Here is a 15,856-nt window from a genome sequence, read left to right as displayed (position 1 = left end):
GTTTAATTAACCTTGTTTAGCTGATATAGAAAGCTCGAAAGCATCCTACACATTAGATTCGCTAACAACACCTAACTTTTGTTGAATTCGGGTCTTAGCGGCTTTGAATTCAGTAGCCAGTTGTTCACTTTGATCGCTGCTCAAGTTGTTACGAATAGCAGCAAACATTGTGCTTTCTTCTTGACGAATGTGGTCGCCAACAGCTTCCATAAGCTGTCTAACTTGATTTTTGAATTCAGATGAAGAAGGGCTGATAGCCTTAATTTGCTCTAACACCCGCTTCATCTCCGCTTGCTCGTCAAACAGTTCTTGGGTGTTATCTTGACCGTAGAAAGGACGTACTCTTGGATAGACTACTTCCTCTTCAGCTTCAGCGTGGGCAGTTAAATCCTTGTAAATTTGACCAAAGTACTCTTGAATCTTTTGTGGATTGTTACTTTGTAGTAATTCGGTGAACAAGGTATTTACTTTGTTGTGATCGAGGCGAAGGGCATCTTGAATATTCAGATCCTTTTTGTCGCTGGTTTGGGTGACAGCGCTACCTACTACACCACTGACGGCGGCCATAGCGTCTTGAACACGTGCCCAAATTCCTTGATCTGCATCTTGTCCAGTAAGTTCGCGGACACCCAGAATTTCTAAAATACCTTTGAGTTGCTCTTGGTGAGCGCGGTTTTCAAAGTTAATGGTGTTCAAAGGTGCGATCGCTAACAACACATCAGCACCAACTTTTTGAGCAGCCTTGTGAACTATCAAGCCACTCATTACGAGTTGATGTTTCAGCAATTCATGCTGGGATACTTTTTCATACAGGCTCAACTCAGAGCCTTTGAACAATTCACGAGCTTTTTCAATGAATTGTGTAACATTTTTTTTGGGTTCAGCCTGAATCCCATACTGACCAATTATAGTTTCGAGAACGCCAAGATTTTTTTCATCATCTTTGAGGAAATTTCGAATGCGATCAGCAATTTCGGCATCGAGTCCTTCTCTCAAAAGCGATTGTTCATTTTCGATAACCAACTGTTGAAGTGCTTTTATACTTGCCAATTTCACAGCAATAGCATTGCGTTTCGTATCATCTAAAGTAGCTACCATCCGTAGTTCTCCTCGGCAAAGTGTTCGTAGTTATTACTGATATAACCTTGACACACAGCTTAGGGAGATTCCCTCTTTCTTTTGAGTGATAGCTTTCGCAACGGTGGGTAGAAAAAAGTTTAGCGTTACACAACAGAAATACAAATTAAAGTGATCGCCCCGATTTATAGTTCTAAATTAGAAACAGATATTCTGTATTACATCTAAATTGAACAGATAAACAGATTACCTAATTTTGAAGCAATCTATATCTCTGGAATGAAAATTCATATCAAAAAATTACTTCTTATTCAAGAGGGCAAAATCATAATCACTTCCAGAAGAACAACGCTCACAACGCTCGATTTTGACTAGTAAAGCTTCTCCTTGGCGCTCACCTGAAGGCGAAAACTTAATCATTCCTGTGGCTCCAGAAGTTGAAAAATCACGATTAGACAATACCTTTTGCAACCCTTCGCGGGTGTTATCTTGTTTCAAGCCAGTGATAATTACTTGGAGTGCATCATAAGCTCCGGCTGTTCTCTGATTTACCCGTGCATTCCAAAGCTTAAAGGCATTTTCTGCAAATGGATTATCTTTATTAGCATCACGATGCCAATATACAGGTAGTACCATTCCATCAAGATCCGTGCCATTTTGCAAAGTTGTTGAACTGTACATAGTTTCGGAGGCAAAGAGAGGTTTTCTGCCTTTAACCTCTTGTGCTACTTTGGTGGCAAAATATATATTTCTGACTGAAGGTAATAGTAAAAAGCCACTGGCGTTTTCTGTTTCTATAGCTTTATCTACAAAAGCTTTATAGTCCAAATCTTTGTCTGCCAAATTGCAAGGCGTGTTAATAACCTTACTTCCATATTTTTGGAGAGCTTGAGTGTACTGTTCTACAAGTATCTGATTAGATGAGGAACCTGAATTATCTCTTGAGCTACGAATATCGCCACAAATAGCAACATTTCTTCCCTGTCGAGCAATGTAGCGAGCATGAGTATCTACTAAATTATCATATAGCGGATTTACATGAAATAAGTAATTAGTTGTGGAACTATTTGCCTCACTACTTAGTGCATTATTATCTAGCTTTTCTTGATTTTCGGCTTGAGTTGGGCGCTCGACAGGAAATACTAACACCAAGTGCTTTTCATTATAAATTGCAGCATTACGTCTAACTCCCACTGCTGCCACAATACTTTTGTCTTGAAATAATTCATTATCTAATCGTGCAAAATCTTCTCTATTTTCAGCACTGGCAATCACAATTTGCAGCTTCTTACCATCAATTCCTCCTTGGTTATTAATTTCATTTTGAGCTTGAGCTACACCACGCAAAATTTCTTCTGATAAATTAGAGTCAAAATTAATTGATGCTATCACAGCAACTTTTAGAGCGTTAGAATTATCGCGTGCAATTTTAGCATTATTTAAATAAATTAGAGTTTCAGGGTCATTTGGATTATTTTTTAATGAAGCGCTAAACTTTTGAATAGCAGTGATAAAATCTTTTTGTTCAAAAGCTTTAACTCCATCTGTTTTATCAGGGTATGTTTGCACTTTTAACAAAATTCTTGTACCCAAATTTATCAATGGAGGCTTATTCTTAACTTCACTTGAACTAGATGTGGGGTTGTTTAATGATGTTATTACGATACTAGAAGAAAGTTGCTTAATTGCCCACAAAATAGCTGCTACCATTACTCCAGCCAGCCCCAAAGAAATAAGCAACTTCAGGTTCTCTTTTTTATTTGTCATGAATAATACTCCAAATTATACAAAGCTTATTAAAAATCAATATACAGTGGAAAATTCACCTCTACTTAAATTTTAAAAATATTTAGAAATAAGTTTGTTTATTATTTCTGACATACCCACAATGATAAGCGTCAAAAGACCTGCAAGAAAAACTAGCAATACTACAAGCAAAAGTCCATTAATTCCAGATTGGAGAAGATTATTTGTGAGCAAGTTTTTGAAAGTCAAGACAATTAGTGAATTTGCTATGATAGCAATCACAATTAAATAACTTTTTTCTAAAAGCGAACGAGATTGAATTAAGATTACCCCACCTAAAATTAGCAACCACAATCCAGAGCTAATCCAAGTAGTTCCTAAAAAACTAATCAGTGCGATCGCTAACAATGAACTACCTGAACCTGTAATTATGGCTCCAGAGAATAATTTGCTATTAGAGAATCGTGGTAGATATCCAGTTGTTTTTTGTTGAGTTTGTGATTGTGACTCTAATAGTTTAGAAGGTGAAATGACTGTAGGAGGTAATGTATGCCTTAGTGGTGGTAGATTATTCAAGTCTTGTAAGACAGCCTGTGCAGACTGATAACGCTGCTCATGATTTTCTTGGAGTAATTTATCCAAAATCAATTCTAATTCTTGACTTATGGGTTGTGTCAAATGCTTTCGCCAACTAGAAGTCCAACCATAGCCTTGTTTGAGCCAGAAATTCGAGGGAGAAATATTTGTTAGTAGATGAAAGCAAGTTATGCCTAAACTATACATATCACTGGAAGGAAAAACTTTCCCAAATTGCATTTGCTCAATTGGGGCATAACCTAATGAACCAATAATTGTCCCAATTGCAGTAGTTGTAGTTTCCGCCTTTTGCTTTGAAACCCCAAAATCAATTAGTACTAACTTATTATCACTCTGACGGCGAATAATATTTTCTGGCTTAATATCTCGATGAATTATTTGCTGTTGATGTATGGCGACCAGCACAGATAATAAATCATTCAAAAAAGATCGAATCTTAGCTTCATCAAAAAAACCGTGTTGTTTTAACTCCTGCAACAGATTTTGACCTTCGATAAACTGCTGCACTAAATACAGATATTCACCTTCCTTAAAATATCCATACAAATTGGGAATTTGTAGATGTTCCCCTAATTCTTGTAGACGTTTGGCCTCTCGTTCAAACAATTGAGTTGCTTTTTGATGTGCGTGAGTACCTTGACTGCCATAAAATTGACTGAGAACCAGTTGCTTAACAACACATCGTTCATTTAGCTTGTCTATATCTTCTGCTACGTATGTGCGTGCAAACCCTCCTCTCCCTAACGGTGCGATTATGCGGTAACGATTTCTGAGTAGCGATCGCAACTGTGTCCCGCAACTGAGGCAGTAATTTGTCCCATCAGGATTTTGGGGATTCTCGCAATTGGGGTTTAGGCAGCAGATCATACTAATTATTTTATTGCTGTCAGTTTATTAATTTTAAATTATACCTTGAATTCCGTATAAACTCTGTACTGCAACGTTTCTACATGGACACTTATTGTAATTGCTGTAAAATATTGGCTAGTTTTATCGCCTTATTAAAAAATCTTGTTGAAACTTAGCAAAATGGAGCGGCATTGCACTTTAGAATTCAAAGTTTTTATGACAAGGTAATGCACACGCTGGTATTTTGCATACGTAATACCAAATCCAACTTTACGTAATTTTTGAATTGTATATTTATCACTCTGTAATTGCTGTCCTCATAACCAAGCTATTATTCAAAACTCCAAAATGCTGATGTCAAATATCGCACAAGGTAGACTAATTTACAGAAGAAAATATATCTTAATCGTACATAATTTCATAACTTCATAGCGAATCCTCTTGAAAAACTCTGCGTACCTTTCCCCAGCGTCCCTACCCTGTGGTAAGGCGAAATGCATCTGGTTTAATTTAAAACCGCTAAGAATTAATGCAAATCTGTACTTAGAAGTTTTAAACAGACATTTACCCACTGTTAAACTACATTCGGTTAAATCTTCTAATAAAATCGGGTAAATAATTCAACGCTAAGTAAATATTCACCCTACCTAACTTTCTCTCTTATGCAACCTTGACAAACCTCACCGCAATTGTGACGATTACGCTAGAATTGTTAAAGGTTCTTTACAGAAATTGCTGATCATCCCCAATTCTGTTAAAACAGCCTAGCATTCAAATGTAAATCTAAAAACCCCCTCTAGAGTTCACCAAAAGCTTCTATGACGCTCCCAATTCGCAACGTCGCCATTATCGCCCACGTTGACCACGGCAAAACCACGCTGGTTGACGCACTCCTCAAACAATCCGGCATTTTCCGCGAAGGCGAAGACGTTCCGGATTGCGTTATGGACTCCAACGCCCTAGAACGGGAACGGGGTATTACTATCCTGTCCAAAAATACAGCAGTTCGCTACAAAGAAACACTAATCAATATTGTTGATACTCCTGGACACGCTGACTTTGGTGGCGAAGTTGAACGTGTACTCGGCATGGTTGACGGATGTCTGCTGATTGTCGATGCCAACGAAGGTCCCATGCCCCAAACGCGCTTTGTTCTGAAAAAAGCTTTAGAAAAAGGGCTGCGCCCCATTGTTATCATCAACAAAATCGACCGTGGTCAAACTGACCCCCACGTTGCTGTCGATAAAGTATTGGATCTGTTCTTGGAATTAGGGGCAGATGAAGACCAGTGTGATTTTACCTATCTGTTTGCCTCCGGTATGGGAGGTTTCGCCAAGGAAAGCCTAGAAGCAGAATCGGTAGATATGCAACCTCTGTTTAATGCGATTCTGCAACACGTTCCACCACCAGTAGGCGACAGCAATAAGCCTCTGCAATTGCAAGTTACAACCCTAGATTATTCTGAATATCTGGGACGGATTGTGATTGGCAGAATCCACAACGGTACTATCCGCGCAGGGCAGCAAGCAGCTCTAGTAACAGAGAATGGTACTATTGTCAAGGGCAAAATTACTAAATTGATGGGTTTCGATGGACTGAAGCGCGTAGAGATGGAAGAAGCAACCGCAGGTTATATTGTCGCGGTAGCTGGTTTCGCTGATGCTTATATTGGGGAAACGATTACTGACCCCAATGAACCGCAAGCTTTACCACTAATTAAAGTGGATGAACCAACCTTGCAAATGGCCTTCTGGGTGAATGATTCGCCCTTTGCTGGTCAAGAAGGTAAGTTGGTGACATCAAGACAAATACGCGATCGCCTATTCCGCGAACTTGAAACCAACGTTGCTTTGCGTGTCGAAGAAACCGATTCTCCCGATAAATTCCTCGTTTCCGGTCGTGGAGAACTCCACCTGGGTATCTTAATTGAAACCATGCGCCGCGAAGGCTTCGAGTTTCAAGTATCTCAGCCACAGGTAATTTACCGCGAAATCAACGGTCAACCTTGCGAACCTTTTGAACTCTTGGTGTTAGACATTCCTGCTGATGGTGTGGGTAGCTGTATTGAACGCCTGGGACAACGCAAAGGCGAAATGCAAGATATGCAGCCAGGTAGTGGCGATCGCACCCAGTTGGAGTTTGTCATTCCCGCCCGTGGTTTGATTGGTTTCCGGGGTGAATTCATGCGGATGACTCGTGGTGAAGGCATCATGAACCACAGCTTTTTAGATTACCGTCAAATTAGTGGCGACATTGAAGCCCGTAACAAAGGCGTTTTAATCTCCTTTGAAGAGGGTGTTTCTACCTTCTACGCTATGAGAAACGCCGAAGATAGAGGAGCATTCTTTATTACTCCTGGCACAAAGGTTTACAGAGGCATGATCGTGGGAGAACACAATCGTTCCCAAGATTTGGAATTGAATATCTGTAAGACCAAGCAGTTGACCAACCACCGCGCGGCTGGTGGCGATGAATTAGTGCAACTGCAAGCACCGATAGACATGAGCCTAGAACGTGCTTTGGAATACATTGGCCCCGATGAATTGGTGGAAGTTACACCCCAATCGATTCGTCTGCGGAAGATGTCGAAGAAGTTGGCGAAACGGTAAGTAAAGTTTATTGATTGATTAATTTAGAAAGCCCACTAATGTGGGCTTTTATTTTGCTGATTACATCTGTGTATGTCTTTTTTAAGTTGCTAAATTCCTTGAAACTCTCTAGTGTTGTTTGTCGGAGTTGTAACCGAAAAGATAAGCATGTCTTCTGTGAAGATTTAACTGTTAGTTCTGTTAATTAAGGCATGAGGTTTTTACTGATACAGCTGTGATAATTGTCAGTAGATAATAAAACTGACCAAACCCTAATTAGTGCAGCATGACCGCAAATAGCATTAAGTTTACGATCGCCTTCAATGACCCTGACTTGGACGCGGAAGAAAAGGACGAGCAGGTTCAACGACTAATTACTGAACTTAAGCAAATTGACGAATTAGATGCAGTTGGTCGTGTTCTTGATCCCAACCCACCAGAAGGCAACAAAGCATTAGGCGGGTTTCTGGTGGGTTTGTTAATGGCTGAGGTAAATACAGCCAATGCAAAAAAGTTAGTGGGATTTCTGGGCGATCGTCTCGGTGGTAAACCTATTGAACTGTCGGTGGAAGCCAACGGCAAGAAGTTGACGGTGAAAGCCCACAGTCGCGAAGAACTAGAAGTGGCCATCAAAGCAGCTCAAGATTTTATTGCAGCATAGACAAGAAAACATGGCAAAGGTAGCATTGCTGATTGGAGTCAGTGAGTATGAGCCAGGGCTAAATCCATTACCTGCGGCTGTAAAAGATATCGAGGCGCTGCAACGAGTCTTGAAAGATTCGGAAATGGGCGGATTTGATGACGTGAAAGTGCTTCCTAATCCTGACCGACAAACAATGGAATCTGAGATTGAAACCTTGTTTTCGGGTCGAGCCAAAGACGATCTTGTGTTGCTATTTTTCTCTGGACATGGCATCAAGGATGATAGTGGCAAGCTGTATTTTGCAACTCGGATAACTCGTAAAAATCCCAAAGGGGAGTTGATTCGGTCAACTGCTGTACCTGCCAACTTTGTTCAGGAAATTATGAACAATAGCCGTGCCAAACGACAGGCAATTATCTTGGACTGTTGCTTTAGCGGAGCCTTCGATCCTGCGTTACACGCCAAAGATGATGGTTCGGTTGACTTGCAGAGCCTGGGGGCTGAAGGGCGGGTAGTACTTACTTCTTCCAATTCAACTCAGTATTCTTTTGAGCAGCAGGGATCAGATTTATCGATTTACACCCGATATCTAGTTGAGGGGATTGAAACAGGAGCAGGCGATCGCAATGAGGATGGCTTTGTTTCGGTAATGGAATTGCATGAGTATGCTGTCAGCAAGGTGCAAGAAACTGCCCCTAAAATGACCCCTAAAATCATCGTTCTTAAAGATAAGGGGTTTGAAATTGTTCTCTCCAAAGCACGAGTTACTGACCCTAAGCTGAAATATCGGAAAGCCGCTTCACGTTATGCAAATGCCGGAACAATTCGTCCATCAGCTCGCGCTATTCTGAATATACTGAAGCAGCAGTTAGGCTTGACCTCTGAAGAAGCCTCTGAAATTGAGGCTGAGGTATTACGCCCTTATCAAGAGCGATTAGTAAATCTCCAAAGCTATCGCGAAACTTTAATTGCAGAAGCAGAGCATGAATATCCTCTAAGTGAGGAGACCCATGAAGAAATGAATATGCTCCAAGAACTTTTAGGGTTAAGAGACACTGATATTTTGCCAATTAAGCAAGAAGTTGAGGCGCAGTTTGCTCAGAAAAACAAAACATATGATGTTATTTTGCAAGGATTTCAAATGGATAAAAAGATTGCAGTTCTCAGGGCTATTCGTGAATTAACTGGTCTCCCTTTAAACGAAGCCAAAAACCTAGTTGAATCTACACCCAAGCCTGTCAAGGAAGGTATTGATCTAAAAGCCGCCAAAGAAGCTCAAAATCTTATAGAAGTTGCGGGTGGTAAAGTTGTAGTGAGATATGAATCATCTTCTGTAATTTGGGAAGAAGACGAAACAAAAGACAAAATATACGATGTTATTTTGCAAGGATTTCAAGCGGACAAAAAGATTGCAGTTCTCAAGACTATTCGTGAATTAACTGGTCTCCCTTTAAAAGAAGCCAAAGACCTAGTTGAATCTACACCTAAGCCTGTCAAGGAAGGTATCGATCTAAAAGCCGCCGAAGAAGCTAAAAAGCTTATAGAAATAAAAGGCGGTAAAGTTCTAGTGATCATAAACGCCAACTAGCAGCAAATATTTACAGTGCCTAGGCATAGCGCGTCGTAGACATCGCTCCTTGCAATATTTTTACATAAAGTGATTACAGTAAAATTACAGGCACAACTAGAACAATCTGCTTAAGCGACCTGCCTGATAACTTCTAGCAGTCATTCTTACAGAAAGCGATCACCCTTAGTCTAATTTTTGAGTGAAAATGAAGAGGACTGAAAAGGAATATTCGTGAAACTGCGATCGCAAAATTGCAGCAACTTTCTGAAGCACTCCTGGAAGAAGTGACCAATTTCATTGATTTTGTTATGCACAAACATCAAGTCAAAATTGCTGACAGTCAGCCTGATGAACCACTTGTGGAAAAATGGTCACAATGGTTTGAGGCTGTGGATTCCCTAGAGATATCTCCACCTGAAGTGTAGCCCGTCGTAGACATCGCCCTTACGGTAATATCTCTGTTTCATAAAACGTATTGACAACGTAAATACACAATGTCTACTATGTAAGGTATGGATGTGTATTTCGTGCTTAATGGTGTCACTTTCGTTTGGAACGAAGAAAAAGCTTGGAAAAATCCCAGCAATCATGATGGCGTGACATTTCAGCAAGCCACAGAGGCATTTTTCGATCCGTTTTTAGTAGTTGTTGATGCAAGTCGCAATGATGAACAAAGAGATGCTGTTATTGGCTTAGACAAACGGTGGAATCTTCTGTATGTCGTCTACATTGAACGTGAAAACGACATAATTCGGATCATTTCAGCTCGTAAAGCAACACGCAAGGAGCGAGAATATTATGAAAGCTGAAGCACTGAAAAAGCGACTCGATAAAAATCGTCCAATGACTACAATCACAATTCGCATTCCCGAAGATGTCATTGAAGATTTGAAAAGAATAGCGCCATTACTGGGATTTTCTGGCTATCAGCCGTTAATGCGTGCCTATATTGGACAAGGGCTAAGAGTTGATCTGGAACGACTAGAGGATGATACTATCTCAGCACTGATTGCTAGTTTGAAGCGTCATGGTGTTAGCGATGAGGTTATCCATGAAGCCCTCAGTGAAGTTACTCAAAAATAGTTCAATTGCGATCGCCCTTGCTGTAAATTTAGTCAAATTCTTGAGTCAATGACTTTGTGGCTTTTGATCAACAAACAGCCTGTTAAATTCTGGAAAGGAAAGGCAAAGATATCTGTAAATGGAATTTGAATGGAATCCAGACAAAGCAACACTAAACCTTGAGAAATATGGTGTTTATTTTCAGGAAGCAGATTTTTACAGAAAGCGATCGCCCTTACGGTACATTTGTCAAAATTTTAAGTAAAAATGAACTGCGCGTAGGCGTATAGCCAGCAGTAATTCTTATAGAAAGCAATACCTACGGGAAGCTAGGCGATCGCATTCCGTCTTTCTTACCACATGAAAAGCTCCTTGAGCCAATAACTGACGAAAAAGTTATATTCAAAACATCTGGTTTTGGTAAAGACTATCAATGCACCAAGTTAACTTGAAAGAAGCTGAGACTCGCCTAGCAGAATTAATTGAAGAGGTGGCTGGTGGAGAAGAAGTCATCATCACGCGCAATGATGGGACATCTTTCAAAATTGTGCCACTTGGTGGAGTAGAAGCACGCCCCAAGTTTGGTAGTGCTAGAGGTTTAGTAAAAATGTCAGATGATTTTGATGATCCGCCGGCAGATTTTGAGGAACGAATTTTAGAGCGGTTTAGATAAGGACATCAGACACAACCCCTGAAACACTGTGAATTTTGGGTGGTATTGGGTTAAAAAAGAAACATGAAAATCATCAAACCCATCACCAATTGGTTAGAAATCCGCGCTTGTGCCCCTACTTATGGCGGTTGGGTGCTAGCAGTAACCGCTATTTGTTTTTTTGGAGCAGGTATCAATACGATGGCTGGTTGGCTATATGCCATTAGCGGCATTAGTTTTGCCCTTTTGGGTGTAGCAGCTATCTTACCGCCGCGATCGCTCACAGGTCTATCCATCACCCGCCGTCCCATGCAACCTGTGTCAGCAGGTGACGATTTAACAGTGGAATTAGAAATCTGCAATCAGACACAGCAGCCTGTAAGCTTATTGCAAGTTGAAGATATACTGCCCTTCGTCTTAGGGAAACCAGTACAAAAGGCAATCGAAACGATTCCTAGTCAAGGTAGTTACCGTTGGGTATATTACCACCCTACCCAGCGCCGGGGCGTTTATCGCTGGCACACAGTCGAACTTGGTTCTGGTGCGCCTTTGGGATTGTTTTGGTGTCGCCGTCAGCGTGATTGTGCTGCCACAGCGATCGTTTATCCCACAGTATTACCTTTGGCTACCTGCCCCCTAGTAGATGAAATGGGGCAAGAAGAGAGCAAAAGGGGCGATCCTCGTGGTAGACCATTGCAGACAGCTACAACAGGGCTAGTGCGATCGCTCCGCCCATATCGTCTTGGAGATCCCACCCGTCTGATTCACTGGCGAACTAGTGCCCGCTATGGAGAATTAAGGGTACGGGAGTTAGAAATGGTAACAGGTGGACAAGAAATAGTTATTGCCCTTGACAGTGCTAGCGATTGGGAAGAAGAAAACTTTGAACAAGCAGTAATTGCCGCAGCTTCACTGTACTTTTACGCACAGCAACAGCAACTAGAGGTGCAACTATGGACAGCATCAACAAGTTTAATTAAAGGCGATCGCTTTGTCCTAGAAACTTTAGCAGCAACCACAGCCCTAGAAGATGCCAGTTCAGTAGTTCCTAAAAATTATCCCTTGATTTGGCTAACTCAAAACCGTCTAAGCCTTGCTACTCTTCCTCAAGGTAGTCGCTGGGTTTTATGGCCAAATATTTCCGCACCAGATGAACAAGAAGTAATCAATTTGGAACATCCTGGTATAGTTTTGCAAAGCGATGTCTCCGACGGGCTACGCCTACGCGCACTACAACCCCAGCTACAAAAAACATTAAATTCGTATTAATCAATACCTTCGGCAAAAAAACACATGCTAGAAGGGCTATACAAACAAAGCCTAGCTTTACAGCTTGTAAAACTTTTAGCCTACAGAGGTAAACTTTGTTTGTGTAGCCACGACTTCTAGTTCTTCGGGCAAAGTGCAAGGCTTAAGTTAACTTTGCTTTAACTGTTTACGTCTTAATACTGAACCAGCGCTTACAGTAGCTATTGACAGTATCGCTGGTAGCAATGTAGGTTCGGGGACAGATGTAACTTTTTCATTAAAGGTAAAGTTATCTAGCACAAACTGTGTCCCACTACCACCCGTCTCTATAAGATAATCTGGCTCAACTCCACCAAATGACGTGAACCTTAATTCATCAATACCAAGATAATCAAAATTAACTAAAGTTGGCTGCGTCGTATCTACAACCACAGTTTTTGAATACAGGGTTGCGCCGCTCTTAAAACCTTCTACAGTAACCGACAAACCATTATTCCAAGCAGCTGTGAGGTAAGCACTGTTGAAGTTAAAAATACCATCACTTACTAGGGCAGTGTCTCCAAACCCGTTAAAAGCCACGTAGTCTCCTGACACTCTGCCATTGTCATAGCCTGTAAGTGAGAGAGCAGTATTCGAGCCATTTATATAGTCAAAATTATCCCAATTCAATCCTCCGTAACCATTAGAAATCCGATCATTAACTGGAATAGGCGCTATATCATCAAATGTTAAAACAGTTGCTTGTGCTACTGCTCCTATACCCAAAACAATTACTGTTACTGCGATCGCAGCAGTCGATAATTTTTTCGCAAAAGTTGAAATACTCATGTGTTAGTAGTTGTAACTCCTGATAAGTTTGTGCTTTTTTTTTCACACTTTTCAGAATATACACGAACTCACAAAAAATAAGTGTTATTACTTAGTTTTTTCATAAAGTCTCATAAAGTTATGATGAAGAGAATTCAGTACTAATGTATAAACAAACAAAGCCTGACATAAGGATTGTGCTTGGCATCTCCCCTTAGATGTGTCAAAGTATCGTTTGTAGATGAGAACAAATCAATCTCTTGACTTTTAAATTCTGCCTCAAGATGCAACTTGAATTTTGATTAGCTTAGAAGTTAAACTTCTATGATTTCCTAGATTTTGTCCGATCCCAGCACACCGGACATATCAGCCTTTGAACAAAGGTAAAACAATTTGAAAGGTTAAGGTTGGGGAAATACACCCAGTAATCCCTTAGTGTGACTGAGGTACAATGCAAAGAAATATTTAAATTATGAGCGACATGATCACATCAGAACATAACACAAAATCCAGCGATAAAAGCCTAGAGGCAATGCGGCATTTTTCCGAACAATACGCCAAGCGTACTGGAACATACTTTTGTTCTGAACCTTCTGTTACCGCAGTTGTGATTGAAGGACTAGCCAAACATAAAGACGAACTAGGTGCGCCTTTATGTCCCTGTCGCCATTATGAAGATAAAGAGGCTGAAGTCCATGCCACATATTGGAACTGTCCCTGTGTGCCAATGAGAGAACGCAAAGAGTGCCATTGTATGTTGTTCCTCACCCCTGACAACGAGTTTGCTGGAGAAAAACAAGACATCTCTCTGGAAACAATTAAAGAAGTCCGAGACAGTATGGGATGAGCGAAACCATCCCCCAAGAGTTTTGGCAAGGCGTAGAACAGTTCAATTCTGGTCAGTTCTATGCCTGTCATGACACTTTAGAGGCTTTATGGATTGAAGCCAGTGAACCAGAGAAAACCTTTTATCAAGGCATTCTCCAAATTTCTGTCGCACTGTATCATTTGGAAAATCGAAACTGGCGAGGTGCAGTTATTCTACTGGGAGAAGGCGGCAATCGCTTACGGCGTTACCCATCTAGTTACGGCGGCGTTGATGTAGATGAGCTATTGAGTCAGAGCGCAGCATTGTTGACGACATTACAACAAATAGGGCCAGATAAGATTACATCTGGCGATATTGTTGAAAATAAGGTCTTATCTTTGCCTAAAATTGTGCTGGCTACTGATTAGACATCTGGTAAATTAATTATGCGTTGTCCGAAATCCTTGCTAGGCACAATTCATAAATTGTGCCTGCGTCATTTTTACTCGGATGTCAATTACCTGAAACCTTGAGGTTAGGGGTAGCGTCACTATTTCAGCCAGTAGTTATCGGAAATCACTCCAGATTGTATATTTCATAATCTGGATAAAGTACTTGAGATAATTAGAATGCCAGCTGAAATCCAGAATCCCCAATTGCTATGATGCCCTGCTATCAATTGCCCATGTCACAGTTCCGTCGCTTTGGATTAGCTTTAATGCTGCCAGTTGCACTATTGGGCACTTTTGCCTTCCCTACCCAACTGCAAACCGCTACTGCACAAACATCTAAAGACAATCGTCCCCTCACTATCCGCGCTGATGTGCAAGAATATGATGCTAAAAATCAAGTAATCACCGCTCGCGGTAACGTGCAAATGTTGTATCCTTCTCGTCAGCTTCAGGCAACATCTGCCCAAGCACAGTACTTTAGTAAGGAACGCCGAATTGATTTCAGTGGCAACGTCTATATTTTGCAACAGGGCGGTAACAGTATCCGGGCAGAGAAGGTAACGTATTTAATTGATGAAGGGCGATTTGTTGCTTTACCTCAATCCAACCGTCAGGTAGAGTCTATCTACATGATCGAGGAATCAGATAATGCTGCGACACCCGCCCCATCTGTGCCACAAACACCACCTTTGAAGCCTTCTAATTAGCATTTACCACCAAGAAAGGGTGCTTCCAGCGTGAAAATTGTTTTAGAGAATATCCACAAATCTTACGGCAAGCGAGTAATTGTCAATCGTGTCAATCTTTCTGTTGGTCAGGGCGAAATCGTTGGTTTACTAGGCCCCAATGGGGCTGGTAAAACGACGACTTTTTACATTGCCACAGGTTTAGAAAAACCCAATCAAGGAAAAGTTTGGCTGGGTAATTTGGATGTTACAGGAATGCCAATGCACAAAAGGGCACGATTGGGTGTTGGCTATCTAGCGCAAGAACCAAGTGTTTTCCGCCAACTCTCGGTACAAGATAATATTTTGTTGGTGCTGGAGCAAACCAATGTGCCACGACGGGAATGGTCAAGACGACTCACAACTTTACTGCGGGAGTTTCGGCTGGAAAAATTAGCTAATAGTAAAGGAATTCAACTTTCTGGTGGTGAGCGACGGCGGACGGAATTAGCAAGGTCTTTAGCTGCTGGACAAGAAGGGCCAAAATTTTTGCTTTTGGATGAACCCTTTGCGGGGGTTGATCCGATCGCAGTCTCAGAAATTCAGCACATTGTCGCACAACTGCGCGATCGCGGTATGGGAATCTTAATTACAGATCATAATGTCCGTGAAACCCTCGCCATCACCGATCGCGCTTACATTATGCGCGAGGGACAAATCCTCGCTTTTGGCGGTGCTGACGAACTCTACAGTAATCCCCTCGTGCGGCAATATTATTTAGGGGATAATTTTCAAGCCTAAATTCACAATTATTTAGTTAATAACTTAAAAACCTATTTTTATATTTAATTTTAATTATAAATTTATTAATTTATTCGATTCTGCTTTATCAGCCATTGAGAATTAAACTTTGATACTAAATACAGTAGTTTGCAATTAACAGAGGTAAAGAACTTAGACTTCAAAACCAAATTATGAAGACTATTTTAATTCTGCCCCCTGCTCCCCTGCCCCCTGCCTTCTTCCTTCTGCCTTCACCAGGGTTGTCAATATTTAACTGTTCAAATTTTTTATGATATCAAAGAAGTTTAC

General features: G+C 41.0%; 16 protein-coding genes and 1 pseudogene. 13 read left to right on the top strand and 4 right to left on the bottom strand.

Annotated elements, in window-relative coordinates; translation table 11 throughout:
* Nucleotides 1–45: 45 nt before the first annotated feature.
* From FD724_RS02790 to FD724_RS02780, 3 genes are all read right to left on the bottom strand, one after another.
* Nucleotides 46–1,098 (bottom strand): hemerythrin domain-containing protein, encoded by a 1,053-nt coding sequence (locus FD724_RS02790; RefSeq protein ID WP_114085148.1) that lies wholly within the window; start codon nucleotides 1,096–1,098, stop codon nucleotides 46–48.
* Nucleotides 1,099–1,377: 279 nt separating this feature from the next.
* A complete protein-coding gene (locus FD724_RS02785; protein WP_179071516.1) occupies nucleotides 1,378–2,844 on the bottom strand; it encodes an ABC transporter substrate-binding protein in 1,467 nt (488 codons plus the stop codon).
* Between the two features lie 72 nt (nucleotides 2,845–2,916).
* Nucleotides 2,917–4,287 carry a serine/threonine-protein kinase gene (locus tag FD724_RS02780; protein WP_179071515.1) on the bottom strand — a complete coding sequence of 457 codons (1,371 nt, stop codon included), beginning with the start codon at nucleotides 4,285–4,287 and terminating at the stop codon, nucleotides 2,917–2,919.
* 800 nt (nucleotides 4,288–5,087) lie between these two features.
* Between FD724_RS02780 and typA the strand changes: the two genes are divergently transcribed.
* The 9 genes and pseudogenes from typA to FD724_RS02740 all read left to right on the top strand — a co-directional run bounded on the left by typA (nucleotide 5,088) and on the right by FD724_RS02740 (nucleotide 12,053).
* Complete coding sequence (typA, locus tag FD724_RS02775; RefSeq protein ID WP_114085145.1) at nucleotides 5,088–6,878, top strand: translational GTPase TypA; 1,791 nt, start codon at nucleotides 5,088–5,090, stop codon at nucleotides 6,876–6,878.
* Between the two features lie 265 nt (nucleotides 6,879–7,143).
* A complete protein-coding gene (locus tag FD724_RS02770; RefSeq protein WP_179071514.1) occupies nucleotides 7,144–7,518 on the top strand; it encodes a hypothetical protein in 375 nt (124 codons plus the stop codon).
* Nucleotides 7,519–7,528: 10 nt separating this feature from the next.
* Nucleotides 7,529–8,149: pseudogene (locus tag FD724_RS41890) on the top strand (caspase domain-containing protein); the annotation flags it as partial.
* A 492-nt stretch (nucleotides 8,150–8,641) separates the two neighbouring features.
* Nucleotides 8,642–9,088 carry a ribosomal protein L7/L12 gene (locus tag FD724_RS41885; protein WP_372726517.1) on the top strand — a complete coding sequence of 149 codons (447 nt, stop codon included), beginning with the start codon at nucleotides 8,642–8,644 and terminating at the stop codon, nucleotides 9,086–9,088.
* A 233-nt stretch (nucleotides 9,089–9,321) separates the two neighbouring features.
* Entirely contained in the window at nucleotides 9,322–9,495 is a 174-nt protein-coding gene (locus tag FD724_RS02760) for a DUF2281 domain-containing protein (RefSeq protein ID WP_256874433.1), read from the top strand.
* 102 nt (nucleotides 9,496–9,597) lie between these two features.
* A complete protein-coding gene (locus FD724_RS02755) occupies nucleotides 9,598–9,879 on the top strand; it encodes a BrnT family toxin (RefSeq protein WP_256874432.1) in 282 nt (93 codons plus the stop codon).
* Nucleotides 9,869–10,153, top strand: a complete 285-nt coding sequence (locus tag FD724_RS02750) for a hypothetical protein (protein ID WP_012407730.1) — start codon at nucleotides 9,869–9,871, stop codon at nucleotides 10,151–10,153. The genes FD724_RS02755 and FD724_RS02750 overlap by 11 nt, the downstream gene beginning before the upstream one ends.
* Nucleotides 10,154–10,565: 412 nt before the next feature.
* Entirely contained in the window at nucleotides 10,566–10,805 is a 240-nt protein-coding gene (locus tag FD724_RS02745; RefSeq protein WP_179071511.1) for a type II toxin-antitoxin system Phd/YefM family antitoxin, read from the top strand.
* 63 nt (nucleotides 10,806–10,868) lie between these two features.
* Nucleotides 10,869–12,053, top strand: a complete 1,185-nt coding sequence (locus FD724_RS02740; protein ID WP_179071510.1) for a DUF58 domain-containing protein — start codon at nucleotides 10,869–10,871, stop codon at nucleotides 12,051–12,053.
* Nucleotides 12,054–12,200: 147 nt separating this feature from the next.
* Here FD724_RS02740 and FD724_RS02735 read toward each other — a convergent pair whose 3' ends face one another.
* On the bottom strand, nucleotides 12,201–12,860 hold the full coding sequence (locus FD724_RS02735; protein ID WP_179071509.1) for a PEP-CTERM sorting domain-containing protein: 660 nt from the start codon (nucleotides 12,858–12,860) through the stop codon (nucleotides 12,201–12,203).
* A gap of 460 nt (nucleotides 12,861–13,320) precedes the next feature.
* Here FD724_RS02735 and FD724_RS02730 point away from each other — a divergent pair, with 460 nt between their 5' ends.
* The 4 genes from FD724_RS02730 (at nucleotide 13,321) to lptB (ending at nucleotide 15,565) form a co-directional block, all read left to right on the top strand.
* A complete protein-coding gene (locus tag FD724_RS02730; RefSeq protein WP_041565931.1) occupies nucleotides 13,321–13,686 on the top strand; it encodes a ferredoxin thioredoxin reductase catalytic beta subunit in 366 nt (121 codons plus the stop codon).
* Nucleotides 13,683–14,075, top strand: a complete 393-nt coding sequence (locus tag FD724_RS02725) for a DUF309 domain-containing protein (RefSeq protein ID WP_114085141.1) — start codon at nucleotides 13,683–13,685, stop codon at nucleotides 14,073–14,075. Before FD724_RS02730 ends, FD724_RS02725 begins: the two co-directional genes overlap by 4 nt.
* A 233-nt stretch (nucleotides 14,076–14,308) precedes the next feature.
* Entirely contained in the window at nucleotides 14,309–14,806 is a 498-nt protein-coding gene (locus FD724_RS02720; RefSeq protein ID WP_179071508.1) for an LptA/OstA family protein, read from the top strand.
* A gap of 30 nt (nucleotides 14,807–14,836) precedes the next feature.
* Nucleotides 14,837–15,565: an LPS export ABC transporter ATP-binding protein gene (gene lptB / locus FD724_RS02715; RefSeq protein WP_114085139.1), complete on the top strand. Its 729-nt coding sequence runs from the start codon at nucleotides 14,837–14,839 to the stop codon at nucleotides 15,563–15,565.
* Nucleotides 15,566–15,856 lie beyond the last annotated feature (291 nt).

Origin of the sequence: Nostoc sp. C057 (assembly GCF_013393925.1) — a bacterium.
Taxonomy (GTDB): domain Bacteria; phylum Cyanobacteriota; class Cyanobacteriia; order Cyanobacteriales; family Nostocaceae; genus Nostoc; species Nostoc muscorum_A.
Note: the sequence above shows the minus strand (reverse complement) of the source record. Positions and strands in the feature narration are given on the sequence as shown.

Coding starts and splice junctions, on each gene's coding strand:
- FD724_RS02790 (WP_114085148.1), bottom strand. CDS start 1,098: ATGGTAGCTACTTTAGATGATACGAAACGCAATGCTATTGCTGTGAAA.
- FD724_RS02785 (WP_179071516.1), bottom strand. CDS start 2,844: ATGACAAATAAAAAAGAGAACCTGAAGTTGCTTATTTCTTTGGGGCTG.
- FD724_RS02780 (WP_179071515.1), bottom strand. CDS start 4,287: ATGATCTGCTGCCTAAACCCCAATTGCGAGAATCCCCAAAATCCTGAT.
- typA (WP_114085145.1), top strand. CDS start 5,088: ATGACGCTCCCAATTCGCAACGTCGCCATTATCGCCCACGTTGACCAC.
- FD724_RS02770 (WP_179071514.1), top strand. CDS start 7,144: ATGACCGCAAATAGCATTAAGTTTACGATCGCCTTCAATGACCCTGAC.
- FD724_RS41885 (WP_372726517.1), top strand. CDS start 8,642: ATGGATAAAAAGATTGCAGTTCTCAGGGCTATTCGTGAATTAACTGGT.
- FD724_RS02750 (WP_012407730.1), top strand. CDS start 9,869: ATGAAAGCTGAAGCACTGAAAAAGCGACTCGATAAAAATCGTCCAATG.
- FD724_RS02745 (WP_179071511.1), top strand. CDS start 10,566: ATGCACCAAGTTAACTTGAAAGAAGCTGAGACTCGCCTAGCAGAATTA.
- FD724_RS02740 (WP_179071510.1), top strand. CDS start 10,869: ATGAAAATCATCAAACCCATCACCAATTGGTTAGAAATCCGCGCTTGT.
- FD724_RS02735 (WP_179071509.1), bottom strand. CDS start 12,860: ATGAGTATTTCAACTTTTGCGAAAAAATTATCGACTGCTGCGATCGCA.
- FD724_RS02730 (WP_041565931.1), top strand. CDS start 13,321: ATGATCACATCAGAACATAACACAAAATCCAGCGATAAAAGCCTAGAG.
- FD724_RS02725 (WP_114085141.1), top strand. CDS start 13,683: ATGAGCGAAACCATCCCCCAAGAGTTTTGGCAAGGCGTAGAACAGTTC.
- FD724_RS02720 (WP_179071508.1), top strand. CDS start 14,309: ATGATGCCCTGCTATCAATTGCCCATGTCACAGTTCCGTCGCTTTGGA.